Genomic DNA, 15815 nt, shown 5'->3' on the forward strand with positions numbered 1-15815 from the left:
AGGACGGCATGAGCATCCAGCAGTTCACCCTTCCCGACCCCGGCGAGGGCCTGCCCGACGCGGAGATCGCGACCTGGAAGGTGCAGGTCGGCGACACCGTCAAGGTCAACGACGTCGTGGTCGAGATCGAGACCGCCAAGTCGCTGGTCGAGTTGCCGATCCCGTGGGAGGGCACGATCGCACAGTTGCTGGTCGCCGAGGGCGACACCGTCGATGTGGGTACGCCGATCATCGCCGTCGAGGTGAACGACGGCGTGGTCTCGGAGCCGGTGCCGTCACCTGCTGCGCCGGCCGCGTCCGAAGAGGCTGCGACTGAGCCTGCGGAACCTACTGCGGCACAGGTCGTTTCGGGGATGGCTGCCGATGCCTTCCAGCCCGGCGGCTCCGTCGAGGAGGGCAGTGGGCCGAACCTCGTGGGGTACGGCGCAGCGGCTGCCGCGACCAAGCGCCGCCCCCGCGCCGGCGCTGCAAGTCCCGCCCCCGCCGCTGCCGCCTCCGGCACAGTGCTTGCCAAGCCGGCCACCCGCGGGCTGGCCAAGGAGCACGGGATCGATCTGCACGACGTACCCGCATCCGGCGACGGCGGCATCGTCACCGATGAGGATCTGCGCGCGTTCATCGACGGACCTCCGCAAACCACGGGCGAGCGGGAGACGCGCATTCCGGTCAAGGGTGTCCGCAAGGTGACGGCCGAGGCGATGGTGGCCTCGGCGTTCACGGCGCCGCACGTGACGGAGTTCGTCACCGTCGACGCCACCGCGACGATGGAGCTCGTCGAGCGGCTCAGCAACGACCGCGAGTTCAAGGATGTGCGGGTCAGTCCGCTGCTGGTGATAGCCAAGGCCCTGTGCATCGCGATCCGCCGCAACCCGGGCATGAACGCGGTCTGGGACGAAGACGCCCAGGAGATCGTCACCAAGCACTACGTCAACCTCGGGATCGCCGCCGCGACGCCACGCGGTCTGATCGTCCCCAACATCAAGGACGCCGACCGCATGACAATGCGCGAACTCGCCACTGCCCTGGGCGAACTTGTGGACACCGCACGTGCCGGCAAGACACAGCCGCGTGATCAGGCCGGCGGCACGATGACGATCACCAACGTGGGCGTCTTCGGCATCGATTCCGGTACGCCGATCATCAACCCCGGCGAGTCGGCGATCGTTTGTCTCGGCGCGATCCGGCGGATGCCCTGGGTCGTGACCGCCGACGACGGCACCGAGCGGATCGAACCGCGCTGGGTCACCCAGCTCGGTTGCTCCTTCGACCACCGGCTCATCGACGGAGAGCTCGGCTCGAAGTTCCTGGCCGACCTGGCGGCGCTGGTGGCGGACCCGGGCAAGGCGCTCGTCTGGGGCTGACCACCCGGGACTGACCTCATGACCAAGCGAACGTACGACGAGCTGCCGGACCTGACCGGGACCCGCGCGCTGGTGACCGGAGCCAGCGACGGGATCGGCCAGGGCATCGCCGACCGCCTTGCCGCCGCGGGAGCGGAGGTGCTGATGCCCGTCCGCAACCAGGAGAAAGGTGAGGCGGCGGCCGCAGCCATCCGCGAGCGTCATCCGAGCGCCCGGTTGCGACTGCTCGAGCTCGACCTGGCGTCGCTGGATTCAGTGGCCGAACTCGCCGACACGTTGCTCGCCGAGGGTCAGCCGATCCACCGGATGGTCAACAACGCCAGTCTCATGACACCGCCCGTCCGGCAGGAGACCGAGGACGGATTCGAGGTGCAGTTCGGGACCAATCACCTGGGTCACTTCGCGCTGACCGGTCGGTTGTTGCCGCTGCTGGAAGCCGGCCGGGCGCGGGTCACCTCGCAGACCAGCATCGCCGCCCGCAGCGGGGGCATCAACTGGGACGACGTGAACTGGGAGCGCGACTACAACGGGATGCGCGCCTATCGGCAGTCCAAGATCGCGGTCGGTCTCTTCGGCCTGGAGTTGAGTCGCCGCGCCGGCGCGGGCGGGTGGGGGTCAGCAGCAACCTCGCCCATCCGGGCGTGGCGCCGACCAATCTGCTGGCCGCCCGCCCCGAGATGGGCCGCAGTGCCGACAACCGGGAGGTCACGCTCATCCGGTGGCTGTCCTCGCACGGCCTGGTCGTGGGAACCACGCAGACGGCGTCGCTTCCCGCGGTGGTCGCCGTCGCCTCCTCGGCCGCTGAGGACGGCGGCTTCTACGGGCCGCAGTGGATCGGCGGGATGGGTGGCCCACCCGGGCCGCAGAAGCTGTGGGCACCGCTGCGGGACACCGATGCTGCCGCGCGGCTCTGGGATCTGTCGCAGGAACTGACGGGGGTCACCTTCGGGTGAGTGCCGGCCCTTCTCGGAGGGTCCCTGCCGTACGTCGATGCGTAGGCTGGGCGTTCACGACGACCAGAGGAGAGCGCGATGAGCGACAAGACCGGTACGGCGAACATCGGCGTGGTCGGGATGGCCGTGATGGGTTCGAACCTGGCCCGCAATCTCGCTTCCCGCGAGGGCAACACGGTCGCCGTCTACAACCGCACCTACGCCAAGACCCAGAAACTCGTCGCGGAGCACGGCGACCTCGGGTTCGTGGAGTCGGAGAAGATTGAGGACTTCGTCGACTCCTCAGCAAGCCCCGCACCGCGATCATCATGGTGCAGGCCGGTGCCGGCACCGATGCCGTGATCGAGGAGCTGGCCGGCCTGATGGAGCCGGACGACATCATCGTCGACGGCGGCAACTCCAACTTCCAGGACACCATCAAGCGCGAGAAAGCCCTGCGGGAGAAGGGTATTCACTTCGTCGGCACCGGCATCTCCGGTGGTGAGGAAGGCGCCCTGCACGGTCCGTCGATCATGCCGGGCGGGTCGGACCAGTCCTGGGAGACCCTCGGCCCGATCCTGCGATCCATCGCCGCGGTCGCCGAGGGCGAGCCGTGCGTGACGCACGTGGGCCACGACGGCGCAGGACACTTCGTGAAGATGGTGCACAACGGCATCGAGTACGCCGATATGCAGCTGATCGCCGAGTCCTACGACCTGCTGCGCCGGGCCGGGGGATGGACGTCCCGCAGATCGCGGAGGTCTTCAGGGCCTGGAACGAAGGCGACCTCGAGTCCTACCTCATCGAGATCACCGCGGACATCCTCACCCAGAAGGACCCGGACGGCGACGGGCCGCTGGTCGACAAGATCCTGGACCACGCCGGGTCCAAGGGCACCGGTGTGTGGACCGTGCAGAACGCCGTCGGCCTCGGCATCCCCGTCTCCGGGATCGGTGAGGCGGTATTCGCACGAGCCGTGTCCGACAAGGGTGAACAACGGGATGCGGTCCGCAAGACGATTACCCAGCGCCCGGAGAAGGTGAGCGTGCCGGACAGCTTCGCGGACGACGTACGGGCCGCGTTGTATTCCTCCAAGGTGGTCGCCTACGCCCAAGGGTTCGACCTGATCTCCGCGGGCGCGGCGCAGTACGACTGGAACATCGACCGCGGGGCGATCGCCAAGATCTGGCGAGGCGGTTGCATCATCAGGGCCCGGTTCCTCAACCGGATCACCGAGGCATACGACCGCAACCCGCACCTGATGTCGCTGCTGGCCGATGAGTACTTCGCCGACGCGGTCGCCCAAGGGGAGGCGGCGTGGCGGCGGATCGTCGCGATAGCGGCAGCCAGCGGTGTGCCCGCACCCGGATTCTCCTCAGCGCTGGCCTACTACGACTCCCTGGCCTCGCAGCGCTTGCCCGCCAGCCTGATCCAGGCGCAGCGCGACTACTTCGGGGCGCACACCTATCAGCGCATCGACAAGCCGGGGACCTTCCACCTGAACTGGTCCGGTGACCGGTCCGAGGCGAAGGTCAAGGACTGACTCAGCCGAGTGCTTCGGCTGCGGCGGCAGCCTCCTGCGACGGGGACTGCGAGCGCAGGGTGACCTTGGGCATCATCAGCGTGACCAGGAACCCGAGCACCATGACGCATGCGGCGCACAGGAAGATCAGGTCGATCGAGTCGGAGAAGCCCACTTTGAACGGGTGGGCGATCACGTCGGCCATCTTGTTGATGATGGAGGAGTCGTTCTGCACCTGGGCCAGCACGCTCTGGTCGCCCTCGACAACGGCCTTGTTCAACGGGTTGGCCAGGATCGACGGGTCGGCTTTGACCGCTTGCTGGATGCCCGGTGCGGCGGTCTTGAAGGCGTCCGTGATCTTGTCGCCCAGGGTGCTGAACAGGATCGACAGGAAGATCGCCACACCCATGGTGCCGCCGACCTGACGGAAGAACGTCGCGGCGCTGGTGGCCACACCGATCTCCTGGGGCGGGACGGCGTTCTGCACGATGATCGTCAGCGGCTGCATGCAGTTACCGATGCCGATACCGACGATGAACATGAAGATCATGACCAGCCACAGATGGGTGTCGGCCGAGATCCAGTGCAGCAGGAACAGGCCGATCGCCGCGATCGCGGTGCCGACGATCGGGAACGGCCGCACGATCCCGGTGCGGGAGGTCAGCTGACCGGAGGTGATCGCGGCCGTCATCATGCCGGCGACCATCGGCAGCATCTCGAAGCCGGACACCATCGGTGAGGCACCGTGCACGATCTGCAGGTAGAGCGGAAGCACCGTGATGCCGCCGAACATCGCCATACCGACGATGACACTGGCCACGATGGTGACCGAGGCGGCCCGGATCTTGAACAACCGCAACGGAATCAGCGCGTCGTCGCCCATCTTCCACTCGGCGAAGACGAACGCGGCCAGACCGATGATGCCGATGGCGTACGCCGTGAGGGACTTCCCGGAGCCCCATCCCCATTCGCGGCCCTGCTCAGCGACGGTCAGCAACGGCACCAGGCCGATGACCAGGGTGATCGCACCCCACCAGTCGATGCGCGCTTCGCGGCGGAAGGCGGGGATCTGCAGAGTGCGGGAGATGACAACTAGCGCGAAGATGCCGATCGGGACGTTGACCATGAAGACCCAGCGCCATCCGGTCAGCCCCAGGATGGTCGGAGCGCCGGCGAACAGGCCGCCGATGACCGGGCCGAGCACCGAGGAGGTGGCGAAGGTCGCCATGAAGTAGCCGGTGTATTTCGCGCGCTCCCGGGGCGGCACGAGGTCCCCGATGATGGCCAGCACCAGGGTGAAGAGGCCACCGGCGCCCAGGCCCTGGAACGCACGGAACGCGGCCAGCATGTACATCGACTGGGCGAACGCGCACAGGAACGAACCGATGATGAAGATCGTGATCGCGAAGAGGAACAGCTTCTTGCGGCCGTAGAGGTCGCCGAGCTTGCCGTAGATCGGGGTCGTGATCGTCGAGGTGATCAAGTACGCCGTGGTCACCCACGCCTGCGCGGACAGGCCGTGCAGGTCGTCGGCGATCGTCCGGATGGCGGTGGCGACGATCGTCTGGTCGAGCGCTCCCAGGAACATGCCCAGCATCAGGCCGGCCAGAATGGCCTTGATGTGGGCGGGGGATCCGTGATCAGCAGCGGGAGCGCTCTCAGACTTCATTGACACCCGAAGAGTCTAGAACCGGCGGCTGCCTCCGTCTAATCCCGCGCGATCCTAGGGAGTGATGGTCAGAGCATCGAGCGCACGCCGGGCGATCTGCTCATCGCCCTGCACGCCGTACCTCAATTCGTCGGTCGGCACGCGGCCCGCGCCGCGGCGGGTCAGCGACTCGGTCGACAGCTGGATGGACACGGTCGAACCGGGTGGTAGCGGAATGATCTCGCCGGTGGCCTGGTCGATGTCGTCCACGTGCGTGGTGCCGGAGAACAGCCGTTCACCGAACGGTTTGTCACCCTCACCGGGCACCACGCGGACACCCTCGCGGGCCAACACCGGCCCGGACACGTCCAGGATCACCGAGGTCCCGATCGGCACCTCGGCGCGACGGGCGAGGTTCTTGGGGAAGGCGTCCAGCACCCAGGTACTGAAGATGGCGGCGCCGCCGGAGTCGAGATTGCCCGGCCAGTTCACCGCCTGGCGCAAATCCTGCTCGTGCACCCACAGGTCGGCGATCCGCCCCTCCAGCACCTTCCGCAGCGGCCGGGGACCGAACGGGCTGTCGACCTCGGTGTCCGGGTCGAGCGCGGTGTCGCGCAGCTGCCGCATCCGCTTGGCGAAGAGCCGCTTCCATTCTTCGACCACGTCGTGGCCGGACTTCTTGCGCCGGGACTCGACGCCGCGCTCCATGAAGCCTTTGACGTCGGAGGTCACCCAGGGGTAATCGGGGACCTCGACCTCCTCCTCGACGCCTCCGCCGGTCAGGTTCTCCAGGGCCACCACGTGCGAGATCTGGTCCTTCACGGTCCAGCCCGGGCACTGGGTCGGCTTGTCGAATTCATCGGCCTTGCACATCATCCCGATGTCGAGGATCGCCTGGCCGGTGGAGGCGTAGGCCTCGATCAGGCCGGGCAGGTCAGTCGGCGGCGGGGGATTCGTCGGCATGATCTCCAACATAGTGAGGAGTCCGGGTGGTCCGTTCCATCCCGGGTGGTGGAACGCGGTCCGCGCCGCTGCCGGGACGTGCGGGTGAACCTTCGCTGCGGCAATCCTTACCCTGGATGCATGGCCGGTACGCAGCGCAGCACCTGGCGGATCGGCGTACCCGCCCTCGCCGTGGCCGTCCTGCTCGCCGTGACGGCACTCGCCCTGGGGTACGCCGAGGGTGCCGCACCGCTGCAGTTGGGCGACCCAGGCGCCGTGGTGCGGTGGGGTCTGCCGTTGCTGCACGCGATGCAGGACGGTGCACTCGCAGTGACGCTCGGCGCTTTCCTGCTGGGCGGCCTGCTGGTGCCGGAGAGCGCGACCTCCCAGCGCCGCGCTTTCCTCGCCCGGGTGGCGGCCTGGTCGGCGACCGTGTGGTTCCTCGTCGCCGTGGTCGGGATCGTCTTCGCGTACGCCGATGTGGCTGGTGTCCCGCTCGGCACGTCCGGTCTGTTGTCGAGTGCGTGGACGACGACGTGGCAGCTGGAAGTGCTGCGCGCGCCGGCGATCAGCGCCCTGATCGCGCTGGTGGTCGCCGTGTGCGCCTGGCTGGGGCCGGGTCGCAACGGGCAGGCGTGGTTGTTCTTCCTCACCGGCTTCGCGATCCTGCCGTTGGCGCTGGTCGGTCACTCCGCGACGAGCAACGACCATGAGACCGGCGTGAACTCCTCGCCGGGCACATCGTCTCGGCGGCCCTGTGGGCCGGCGGTCTTTTCGCGCTCGGCCTGGTGTGGTCGCGGCTGGGCAAGTCCGCCGGTGACGTCGTCGCTCGTTTTTCAAAGATCGCGACCTGGTGCTACGTCATCGTGGGGATCTCGGGGGTCGTCCTCGCGGTGAACCGGCTGGGTTCATGGTCGGGTCTTGGCACGGCGTACGGCGTGGAGTTGATCCTCAAAGCGGTCCTGCTGGCGGCGCTCGGAACCCTCGGCTACCTGCAGCGGCGGCGGGTCGTCGGGCAACTCGGCGAGCCGACGCGTGGGCTGTTCGCGCGGCTGGCCGCGATCGAGATCCTGGCAATGGCGGCCGCCTTCGGTCTGGGTAACGCCTTGGCCCGTTCGGCACCCCCTCGGGCACCGTCGAGAACGCCGACACGGTGACCTCGATCACCGGTTATCCGGCGCCCCCGGCTCCGACCGCAGCGAACTGGTTCACGCAGTGGCGCTTCGACTGGCTCTTCACCCCGCTGGCCATCATCGCGATCGGCGTCTATCTGGTGTGGATGTGGCGGCTGCACCGGCGCGGCGACCGGTGGCCGGTTCTGCGCACCATCAGCTGGGTGGTCGGCTGGGTGCTGTTCATCTACTTCGTCAGCGGGCCGCCGGCGGTCTACGGGCGGGTGATGTTCTCGGCGCACATGTTGCAGCACATGGCGATCTCGATGCTGGCACCGGTATTCATGGTCCAGGGCGCGGTGGTCACCCTCGCGCTGCGCGCGCTGCCCAAACGTTCGGACCGGACCCTCGGCCCGCGGGAGTTGATCCTGGCGATCGTGCACTCCCGCTACGTCGGCTTCTTCGCCAATCCGATCGTGGCCTCGCTGTTGTTCATCAGCACGTTGATCGCGTTCTACTACACGCCGTGGTTCGAGATGTCGCTGCGCACGCACACCGGGCACGTGCTGATGGTGGTGCACTTCGTGCTGGTGGGTTATCTGTTCGCCTGGGCGTTCACGGGCATCGACCCCGGCCCGCGGCGATGGAGTCCGCCCGCCCGGTTGCTCGTGCTCCTGGTGGCCGTGGCGTTCCATGCGTTCTTCGGTGTCGCGTTGATGACCGGGACCACGTTGCTGGCCCCCGACGTGTTCTCGGTGCTGCACCTGTCCTGGGTCACCGATCCGCTGGATGACCAGCAGCGCGGCGGCACCATTGCGTGGGGCGTGGGCGAACTGCCAACCTTGATGATGGCGTTGCTGATCGCGATGGAGTGGGCGCGCAAGGACGGCGCCGACGCGCGCCGTGCCGAGCGGCAGGCGGAGCGCGACGGTGACGCCGAGTTGAACGCGTACAACGACATGCTCGCCGCCCGCTCGAAGGGACGTTCCTGATGCGAGTCGCGCTGGTGCAGTTGGCCTACGACGACGCCGAGTCCCCGCCGGACCGCCTCGAGCGGGTGACCTCGCTGGTGTCCGGTCTGGCCGGGCACGACCTGATCGTGCTGCCCGAGCTGTGGTACGCCGGTGGGTTCAGTTACCGGCAATGGCCCGAGTATGCGCAAGGCCTGGACGGTCCTGTGGCGCAACGCCTTTGCGAGCTGGCGGAGTCACTGGGTTGCATCCTGCACGGCGGGTCCATCGTCGAGCGCGGGCCGCTCGGCCCCGAGGGCAAGGATCTGTGGAACACCTCGCTGGTTTTCGGACCGGACGGTCAGCAGTGGGCGGCGTACCGCAAGATCCACCGGTTCGGTTTTGCAACCGGTGAGCCGGAGTTGATGGAGGCGGGTGACGCGATGGTCACCGTCGAGCTCTTCGACCAGGACGCAGGGGACTTCGTCGCCGGGTTGTCGACGTGCTACGACCTACGTTTTCCCGAGCTCTACCGCGCCCAACTCGACGCCGGCGCAACGGTTTTCCTCATTCCGGCGGCGTGGCCCGCTGCGCGGGTGGAGGCCTGGCGCACGCTGCTGCGGGCCCGGGCCATCGAGGATCAATGCCTGGTGATCGCGTGCAACACCGCTGGCACCCACGCCCGAACTCCGATGGGCGGGCACAGCGCGGTGATCGCGGCCGGCGGTGAGGTGCTGGCCGAGGCAGGCACGCAGGAGCAGGTGCTGTCGGTCGAGGTCGACCTCGACGAGATCGCCAAGGCGCGGGAGTCGTTCCCCGTCCTGCAGGACCGCCGATTGTGAGCCTGGACCGGGTGCTCTTCGATGAGGAGCCTCTGGAGGCGCCGTGGATCCACGGCCACCGGCGGGGAGCCCGACGGGCCGCTGCTGCAGGTGCGCGCCGTGGATGACGACACTTACGTCTTGCGCCAGTCGCTCTCGGTCACGGCGGAAGCGCCGTTCATGTATCTGCTGATCGGCACCCAGCGTGCGCTGCTGCTGGACACCGGCGACTCGACGGACTCCGCCGACTGCCCGCTGCGGGAGACCGTCGATCACCTCCTGGCCGACCGCGTCGTCGACCTGGTCATCGCGCACAGTCACGGCCACTACGACCACCGCCGTGGCGATGCCCAGTTCACCGGCCGGCCCCGCACGCGGCTCGTGCCGATCGACGTCGACGGAGTCCAGGCGTTCTTCGGTTTCGAGCAATGGCCCGCTGAGGTGGTCGAATTCGACCTCGGCGGCCGACCGTTGTCGATCACCGGTGCCCCGGGTCATGACAAACGCTCGATCGTGGTGGTGGATCCTTCGCGCGGGCTCATGCTGTCGGGTGACACGCTCTACCCGGGGCGGATCTACGTGCAGGATCTGGCAGCTTTGCAGGACACTTTCGGCCGGCTGGACACGCTCGCCCGACGCTACGGCATCACCCGGATCCTCGGCGGTCACAACGAACTGGCTGCCGACGGCACGGACTTCCCGATCAAGTCCCGGTTCCATCCCGATGAGCACCCGCTGCCGCTCGGTGAGTCGTCGCTACGTGGCGCTCTGTCCGCCAGTCACCTGGCCGGGGGCGGCGTCACCCGGGTGGAGGGCGGAGTGCACCTCTGGGTCGGCACCTGCATCGGTCCTCGACTGACGCACGCCCGTCACCTGATCAGCGGACGCCTGCGCGGCACCGCGTAACCCTTCCGGGCCGCCGTTCCCAGCGCGCTCCCAGCACCTGCCCCTATGGACGGCTTATGCGTTATCTCGTGGGGGCCATCGTGATCGTCGTCGGCATCGGGCAGATCCTGCTGCGCGACCGCATCGCGCGCGCGAACGCCGCCAGCAACCAGGCGATGTGGAACGGCCACGGCGGCGGCCCGAAGATGCGCGCCTACAACCGGTTCATGGCCTGGGTGGTCGGCCTCGTCTTCGTGGTCTTCGGGATCTTGATGATCGCCGGGGTGTGGCAGTTCAAGCACTGGCGGTAGCGTCGCGCAGATGAGCGAAAGAGAACTCCTGGTACGCCGATTGGCCGGCCAACGCAGGCACGTCCTCGACCAGATCGACGGGCTGAGCGACGAACAGCTGCGGACCGCCGTACTGCCGTCGGGGTGGTCGATCCTGGGGTTGCTGCGTCATCTGACGTTGTCGGACGAGCGCTACTGGTTCGAGGTCATCGTGGCCGGGGGTCCGCTCGACTTCTGGCCGGAGGACGAGACGTCGGAGTGGCAGGTCGGCCCCGACGAGCCCGCTCAGTTGGTCATCGACGACTACCGCGCCGCCATTGCGAACTCCGAAGCCATCGTCGCCGCTCGGTCGTTGGAGGATCCCCCGGCGACGACGGAGGAGTGGTGGGCGGGAGCCGGAATGTCCTTCCCGGACCTTCGCTCGGTCATGGTCCACGTGCTGGTCGAGACAGCCAACCACGCCGGGCACCTCGACGCGGTCCGCGAGCTCCTGGACGGCAAGCAGTACATCGTGCTTTGACGGCGGTGCTCTTGTGCGGGCATGACACCGGCGGGATGCTTGCGCCGAGTGGCCCGAACAGGCCATCAGATCTGCTTTCCCAGGATGGCCCGCAATGTCGAAGCGCTCACCGGTCGCCGAGGCGGATGGTGATGACATCGGCGCCGGCACGGTGCCGACCATCACGAAAGGAACACCGCCATGCCACTCATCGAAGTCAGCGTCATCCAGGACGTATTCACCCCGCAGCAGAAGCAGCAGATCATCGGCAGTCTCACCGAGGCCATGGTCCAGATCGAGGGCGAGAACATGCGCCCGGTCACCTGGTGTGTGGTCCGCGAAGTCGCCAGCGGCGACTGGGGCATCGCCGGCAGCCCCCTCAGCACTGCCGACGTCAAGGCCCTGGCCGCCGGCGCCGGGGTCTAGTGCTCCCCTCGTGCTCAACCCGGCGGGCCGTCGGCCATGACTGACGAGGTCATGGTCGACGACCCCGCCGCGAGCGCGAACGCCGCGCTCCGCGCCGGTCGGTGGCAAGAAGCGCGAGAGGCGTTCGGTGCCCTCGTCGAGTCCACCGGGGACCCCGCCGCCTACGACGGTCTGGCGCAGGTCGCCTGGTGGATGGACGACGCCGACGCGGCACTCGGTGCCCGTGAGGCGGCGTACCGGGGCTACCGAGCCCTCGATGACCCCCGGGCAGCCGCGCGGGCGGCGGCCAGTCTTGGCTATGACTCAGTACTGTTCGGGCGCGGTCTCGCGGTGGGTCGGGGTTGGCTGGCCAGAGCGGGCGATCTGCTGCGGGAGACACCCGCCGCGGTGGAGGTGGGATGGCTCGAACTGCGCCGTGCCGAGCTGATCCTCAACGCCGAGCACGATGCGCGCGCGGGACTGGTGCACGCGGAAGCGGCGCATCGCATCGGCAGGGAGTCTCGCGCGACCGACCTGGAGCTGGCGGGTCAGGCGCTGGCCGGACTGGCGCGGGTCCACCTCGGCGACGTCGACACCGGGATGGCGATGCTCGACGGCACCGCCGCCGCCGCGACCGCCGGTGACCTCGACGATCTGATGTGGACCGGCAAGTCGTTGTGCTGGCTGATCTCGGCCTGCCAGGCCGCCGGTGATCTGAGCCGCGCGGCCTCGTGGTGTGATCGAGTCGCCGATCTGAGCCTTCGGCGCGAGTTGGCACCGCTGTTCACCGCCTGCCGCACCCAGTACGCATCGGTGCTGCTGGCCCAGGGTGAGTGCACGCAGGCAGAGGACGTGCTGTCCGACCTGGTGCAGCGGACCCGCGAGTCGCGGCGTGTTTCAGGTCTCGATGTCGTGACCCAACTCGGCGAATTGCGCCGTCGGCAGGGCCGGTACGAAGAGGCGGAGACCCTGTTGGCGCAGGCCGAATTCGAAACCGAGTCGACCATCGCACGGGCGCGCATCCGGCTCGATCGCGGCGATCCCGAGCAGGCTTGGGAACTCATGACCCGGCTGCTCACCACGGTGCCGGGCGACCAACGACTGACCCGCGCCCGGGTCCTGTCCGCGGCGGTTCCTGCCGCCGTCGCCCTGGGTCGCCGGGACGAGGCAGCGCAGCTGGCCGAAGAACTGCGCACCATCGCAGAAGCCGTCCCGACCGACTCGCTGAAGGCCGCAGCGTCGGCGACGGCTGCATGGGTCGCCGATGAGATCGCACGGGTCGATCTGTGGACCGACGCGGTGCGGCACGCCTCCCGCGCCGGGTTGCGTTTCGACGAAGCGGACTACCGCCTGGAGTTGGCGACAGCGCACGCGGCCAACGGCTCGCCGGAGGCCTCGCGGGAGCAGGCACGACGAGCTGCCGAGTTGCTCGCCGCGATGCCGACCTCTCCGGGATACCTGCGTGCGGGCCGTCTCACGGGAACGAGTCCGTCTCCGCTCACCGCCCGTCAGCGCGACGTGCTGCAGCTGCTCGCCCAGGGCATGTCCAACGACCAGATCGCCCGGGCGCTGGTGGTGAGCCCGCACACCGTGCATCGGCATGTGGCCAACATCTTCGAGGCCCTGGGTGTCACCTCGCGGGCAGCAGCGGCCGCCTACGCAGTGCGTAACGGATTGGTCTGATCGGCCCGCGGCCGCGAGCGCTCCCCTATGACGACGAACATCAACTGCGCCACCGCGACGGCCGCACCCAGCCAGCACACCGCGACCCAGCCGCCGGCGGCCGCGACCCGGGTCGAGACCAGGGAGCCGATCGCGCCGCCCGCGAAGTAGCTGGTCATGTACGCCGCGTTGACCCGTGCCCGACCTTCCCGCGAGATCGCGTAGATCTGCGTCTGGTTGGTCACCTGCATCCCCTGCACCCCGGCGTCGAGCACCACGATGCCGATCACGAGAGCCGCCAACGAGACCTTGCCCAGGGCGAGCGCCAGCCACGAGGCGATTAGCAGCCCGGTGAAGATCACGGTGAGGTGCACGGCCCGGCCGCGATCGGCGTACCTGCCGGCCAGTTGCGCCGCCAGCGCCCCGGCCACTCCGATCAAGCCGAAGAGCCCGATCACACCCTCGGAATAGCGGTAGGGCGCACCGGCCAGCAGGCCGGTCAGCGCCGTCCACAGGACGCTGAACTGGAAGAACGTCAGTGCTCCATAGACCATCCGCCGGCGCAGCACCGGCTCGGTGCGGATGAAATGCCCGATCGAGAGCATCAGCGCGCCGTACGTCGATCGCTGGGTCGGGCGGGACACCGGCAGTCCGCGCCACAGCGCGAGGGTCACCACCAACATGGCCACCGCGGCGACCCAGTAGACGCTGCGCCAACCGCCGACTTCGGCCAGCAGACCGGCCACGGTCCGGGCCAGCAGGATCCCTAGCAGCAGGCCGCTCATCACGATCCCGACCACGGTGCCCTGCTCCCGCGGCTCGGCGAGTGTCGCGGCCAGCGGGACGAGCACCTGCGCCACGACGGTCAACAGGCCGAGCACGATGGAGGCGGCGAAGAGCCACGGCGCGTTCTGGGCCGTCGCGGTCAGGATCAGCGCGCCCACGCAGGCCAGGGAGAGAGCAAGGATCAAACCGCGACGCTCGAGCAGGTCGCCCAGCGGCAGCACGAAGAGCAATCCGAGGGCGTAGCCGATCTGGGTCATCGTGACCAGCGCACCGGCGCTCGCGGTGCTGATGCCCAGGTCACCGCTGATGAGGTCCAGTAACGGCTGGCTGTAGTAGAGGTTGGCCACCGAGATGCCCGTCGCCACTGCCATCAGCAGGACGACGGCGCGGGAAAGACGTGGCTGACTCACCCCATAATCATTGCAAAACAATGAATGTGGGCTTCCGCTCCCTTCCTTCAATAGGAGGATCGGTGCAGGTCGCGACTGTTACCCTCCGATCAACCGAGCAGGTGACCCCACCTGCGTAGGCAGAGGACAAGGCGGATCAGCGGTGACCCACGCAAGGCCCCCCGAGACGACGGCGCGGCCGCTCACCCGGCGGGCGGTGGCCAAGGGTGCCGCATGGGTCACACCGGTCCTCATGACGGGTGCGATCGCCCCCGCTGTGTCGGCCAGCGCGCAGCCCGGTCTGCAGGGCTGGGTCGACGTCGGTAAGTCCTGCAATCTGGTTTCGACCATGACGCTGACCATCGACGGGACCGGCTCCTATCCCGACCGCGGCCTGTGGGTCTACAACGCGCAGCCCTCCCAGCTCAGCAGTGCGTACATCACCTTCTACTACCCCACCGGCCTCGCACCGATTTCGTGGTCGGCCAACTCCGCGAATTCGAACTGGTCCATACCGGCGGTCGACGCCTCGGCCACCCCGATATCGGGCTTCACGGCGTACACCACGCGCTACTCCGGGACCTGGACGTATCACGCGACCGGCGCCGACGGTCCGTACAGCACCGCTGACGGTCAACCGAGCTTCAGCGGCCGAGTCAGCGGGGCAGGTACCTACTGTCGCAATGGGGTCGACCTCTACGCCCGCCGCACGGTGTCCGTGGGCGGCACGCCAGTCATGCTCCTACGTGGCCCCGTCACTATCTGACCCTCACGATTGGCGAACCCATGACCGACGACCCGACCAGCAGTAGCACTCCCACCTCGAGCGATGTCCCGTCGCCGACGACCTCGACCGGTTCCCCAGCGCCTGAGCCCACGACAGACTCTGCGGCCTCCGCGACGACGGCGTCGAAAGACCCCACCCAGAGCCAGGTGCCTGCTCAGATCTGGGCCGTCGGCTCCGCTGTCATCTGAGCTTTCACCGGGGCCGACAATAAAGGCATGGTTCTCAAGCTCCGTGCGCCCGAACTCGTCGGTCGTGGCTGGCTGAACACCGGCGACCGGCAGCTGACCCTCGCCGACCTTCGCGGCAAGATCGTCGTCCTGGACTTCTGGACGTTATTTGTCAACGCGTGAGCTAGCATCACTGCATGTCGAACCCCTCGGTCGCGCCGCGGTGTACGTGCGCCGATCCGCGAGTGACGCGGAAGGTAGCGACCGGCGGGGCCGGTCCCTCCGTCAGCAGGAAGCGGACTGCCGCGCGCTCGCTACTCGTGTCGGGCTCGACGTTGTCGCGGTCTACCGCGAGCGCGAAGGCACCGGGGCCAGTCGGCACAGCCGCAAAGAGCGCCCCGAATGGACGCAGGCACTTGCGGACCTCGACGAGGGCGACAGCTTCCGCACGCTCATTGTGTGGGCGCTCGACAGGGCAGAGCGTCGCGGGGCGAAACAGGTAGCGGAGCTAATCGAGCGGCACGCGGGGCGAGGCCGGCGAGTGCTCGGCGTAGACGGCACCGACACGGGCGACGAGCACCAACGGCTCGCGCTCATCGTTCGCGCCGAGGTCGCCCGCGAGGAAGCCGAAGCGATATCGAAGCGCGTACGTCGTGC

Annotated in this window: 17 protein-coding genes and 2 pseudogenes; 16 read left to right on the forward strand and 3 right to left on the reverse strand. The window is 68.2% G+C overall.

The window, feature by feature from the left end:
- Positions 1-8: 8 nt before the first annotated feature.
- The 3 genes and pseudogenes from ACFQBT_RS00550 to gndA all read left to right on the forward strand — a co-directional run bounded on the left by ACFQBT_RS00550 (position 9) and on the right by gndA (position 3836).
- A complete protein-coding gene (locus tag ACFQBT_RS00550) occupies positions 9-1361 on the forward strand; it encodes a dihydrolipoamide acetyltransferase family protein (RefSeq protein ID WP_377819885.1) in 1353 nt (450 codons plus the stop codon).
- Between the two features lie 18 nt (positions 1362-1379).
- Positions 1380-2294, forward strand: coding sequence for an SDR family oxidoreductase (locus ACFQBT_RS00555; RefSeq protein WP_377819887.1), 915 nt, complete (start codon positions 1380-1382; stop codon positions 2292-2294).
- 98 nt (positions 2295-2392) lie between these two features.
- Positions 2393-3836 (forward strand): annotated as a pseudogene (gene gndA, locus ACFQBT_RS00560) (NADP-dependent phosphogluconate dehydrogenase).
- Position 3837: 1 nt separating this feature from the next.
- On the opposite strand, the gene ACFQBT_RS00565 reads toward gndA, so the two are convergent.
- Both ACFQBT_RS00565 and ACFQBT_RS00570 read right to left on the reverse strand, forming a co-directional pair.
- The gene (locus tag ACFQBT_RS00565) at positions 3838-5484 is read right to left on the reverse strand and encodes an MDR family MFS transporter (RefSeq protein WP_377825297.1); all 1647 of its coding nucleotides are present in this window, start codon (positions 5482-5484) and stop codon (positions 3838-3840) included.
- A 54-nt stretch (positions 5485-5538) separates the two neighbouring features.
- Entirely contained in the window at positions 5539-6426 is an 888-nt protein-coding gene (locus ACFQBT_RS00570) for a maleylpyruvate isomerase family mycothiol-dependent enzyme (protein WP_377819888.1), read from the reverse strand.
- A 120-nt stretch (positions 6427-6546) separates the two neighbouring features.
- On the opposite strand from ACFQBT_RS00570, the gene ACFQBT_RS00575 reads away from it, so the two are divergent.
- From ACFQBT_RS00575 to ACFQBT_RS00615, 9 genes are all read left to right on the forward strand, one after another.
- On the forward strand, positions 6547-7302 hold the full coding sequence (locus ACFQBT_RS00575; RefSeq protein WP_377819890.1) for a hypothetical protein: 756 nt from the start codon (positions 6547-6549) through the stop codon (positions 7300-7302).
- Positions 7272-7562 (forward strand): CopD family protein, encoded by a 291-nt coding sequence (locus tag ACFQBT_RS00580; RefSeq protein ID WP_377819891.1) that lies wholly within the window; start codon positions 7272-7274, stop codon positions 7560-7562. Before ACFQBT_RS00575 ends, ACFQBT_RS00580 begins: the two co-directional genes overlap by 31 nt.
- Positions 7559-8509, forward strand: coding sequence for a cytochrome c oxidase assembly protein (locus tag ACFQBT_RS00585; protein WP_377819892.1), 951 nt, complete (start codon positions 7559-7561; stop codon positions 8507-8509). The genes ACFQBT_RS00580 and ACFQBT_RS00585 overlap by 4 nt, the downstream gene beginning before the upstream one ends.
- Positions 8509-9309 carry a carbon-nitrogen family hydrolase gene (locus tag ACFQBT_RS00590; protein ID WP_377819893.1) on the forward strand — a complete coding sequence of 267 codons (801 nt, stop codon included), beginning with the start codon at positions 8509-8511 and terminating at the stop codon, positions 9307-9309. The genes ACFQBT_RS00585 and ACFQBT_RS00590 overlap by 1 nt, the downstream gene beginning before the upstream one ends.
- Positions 9310-9408: 99 nt before the next feature.
- Positions 9409-10194, forward strand: a complete 786-nt coding sequence (locus ACFQBT_RS00595) for an MBL fold metallo-hydrolase (RefSeq protein ID WP_377819895.1) — start codon at positions 9409-9411, stop codon at positions 10192-10194.
- A gap of 56 nt (positions 10195-10250) precedes the next feature.
- Positions 10251-10484 carry a hypothetical protein gene (locus ACFQBT_RS00600; RefSeq protein ID WP_377819896.1) on the forward strand — a complete coding sequence of 78 codons (234 nt, stop codon included), beginning with the start codon at positions 10251-10253 and terminating at the stop codon, positions 10482-10484.
- Between the two features lie 10 nt (positions 10485-10494).
- Positions 10495-10983, forward strand: coding sequence for a DinB family protein (locus ACFQBT_RS00605; protein WP_377819897.1), 489 nt, complete (start codon positions 10495-10497; stop codon positions 10981-10983).
- Between the two features lie 180 nt (positions 10984-11163).
- Positions 11164-11388 carry a tautomerase family protein gene (locus ACFQBT_RS00610; protein WP_377819898.1) on the forward strand — a complete coding sequence of 75 codons (225 nt, stop codon included), beginning with the start codon at positions 11164-11166 and terminating at the stop codon, positions 11386-11388.
- 36 nt (positions 11389-11424) lie between these two features.
- On the forward strand, positions 11425-13050 hold the full coding sequence (locus ACFQBT_RS00615) for a LuxR C-terminal-related transcriptional regulator (RefSeq protein ID WP_377819899.1): 1626 nt from the start codon (positions 11425-11427) through the stop codon (positions 13048-13050).
- Here ACFQBT_RS00615 and ACFQBT_RS00620 read toward each other — a convergent pair.
- The gene (locus ACFQBT_RS00620) at positions 13023-14225 is read right to left on the reverse strand and encodes an MFS transporter (protein WP_377819900.1); all 1203 of its coding nucleotides are present in this window, start codon (positions 14223-14225) and stop codon (positions 13023-13025) included. The two genes, ACFQBT_RS00615 and ACFQBT_RS00620, sit on opposite strands and share 28 nt — an antisense overlap.
- A 142-nt stretch (positions 14226-14367) precedes the next feature.
- Between ACFQBT_RS00620 and ACFQBT_RS00625 the strand changes: the two genes are divergently transcribed.
- The 4 genes and pseudogenes from ACFQBT_RS00625 to ACFQBT_RS00640 all read left to right on the forward strand — a co-directional run.
- Positions 14368-14970, forward strand: coding sequence for a hypothetical protein (locus ACFQBT_RS00625; protein ID WP_377819901.1), 603 nt, complete (start codon positions 14368-14370; stop codon positions 14968-14970).
- 20 nt (positions 14971-14990) lie between these two features.
- Positions 14991-15179: a hypothetical protein gene (locus tag ACFQBT_RS00630; RefSeq protein WP_377819902.1), complete on the forward strand. Its 189-nt coding sequence runs from the start codon at positions 14991-14993 to the stop codon at positions 15177-15179.
- 27 nt (positions 15180-15206) lie between these two features.
- Complete coding sequence (locus tag ACFQBT_RS00635; RefSeq protein WP_377825578.1) at positions 15207-15341, forward strand: thioredoxin domain-containing protein; 135 nt, start codon at positions 15207-15209, stop codon at positions 15339-15341.
- Positions 15342-15387: 46 nt separating this feature from the next.
- Positions 15388-15783: pseudogene (locus ACFQBT_RS00640) on the forward strand (recombinase family protein); the annotation flags it as partial.
- Positions 15784-15815 lie beyond the last annotated feature (32 nt).

The sequence above is a fragment of the Branchiibius cervicis genome (assembly GCF_042661605.1).
Lineage (GTDB): Bacteria > Actinomycetota > Actinomycetes > Actinomycetales > Dermatophilaceae > Branchiibius > Branchiibius cervicis.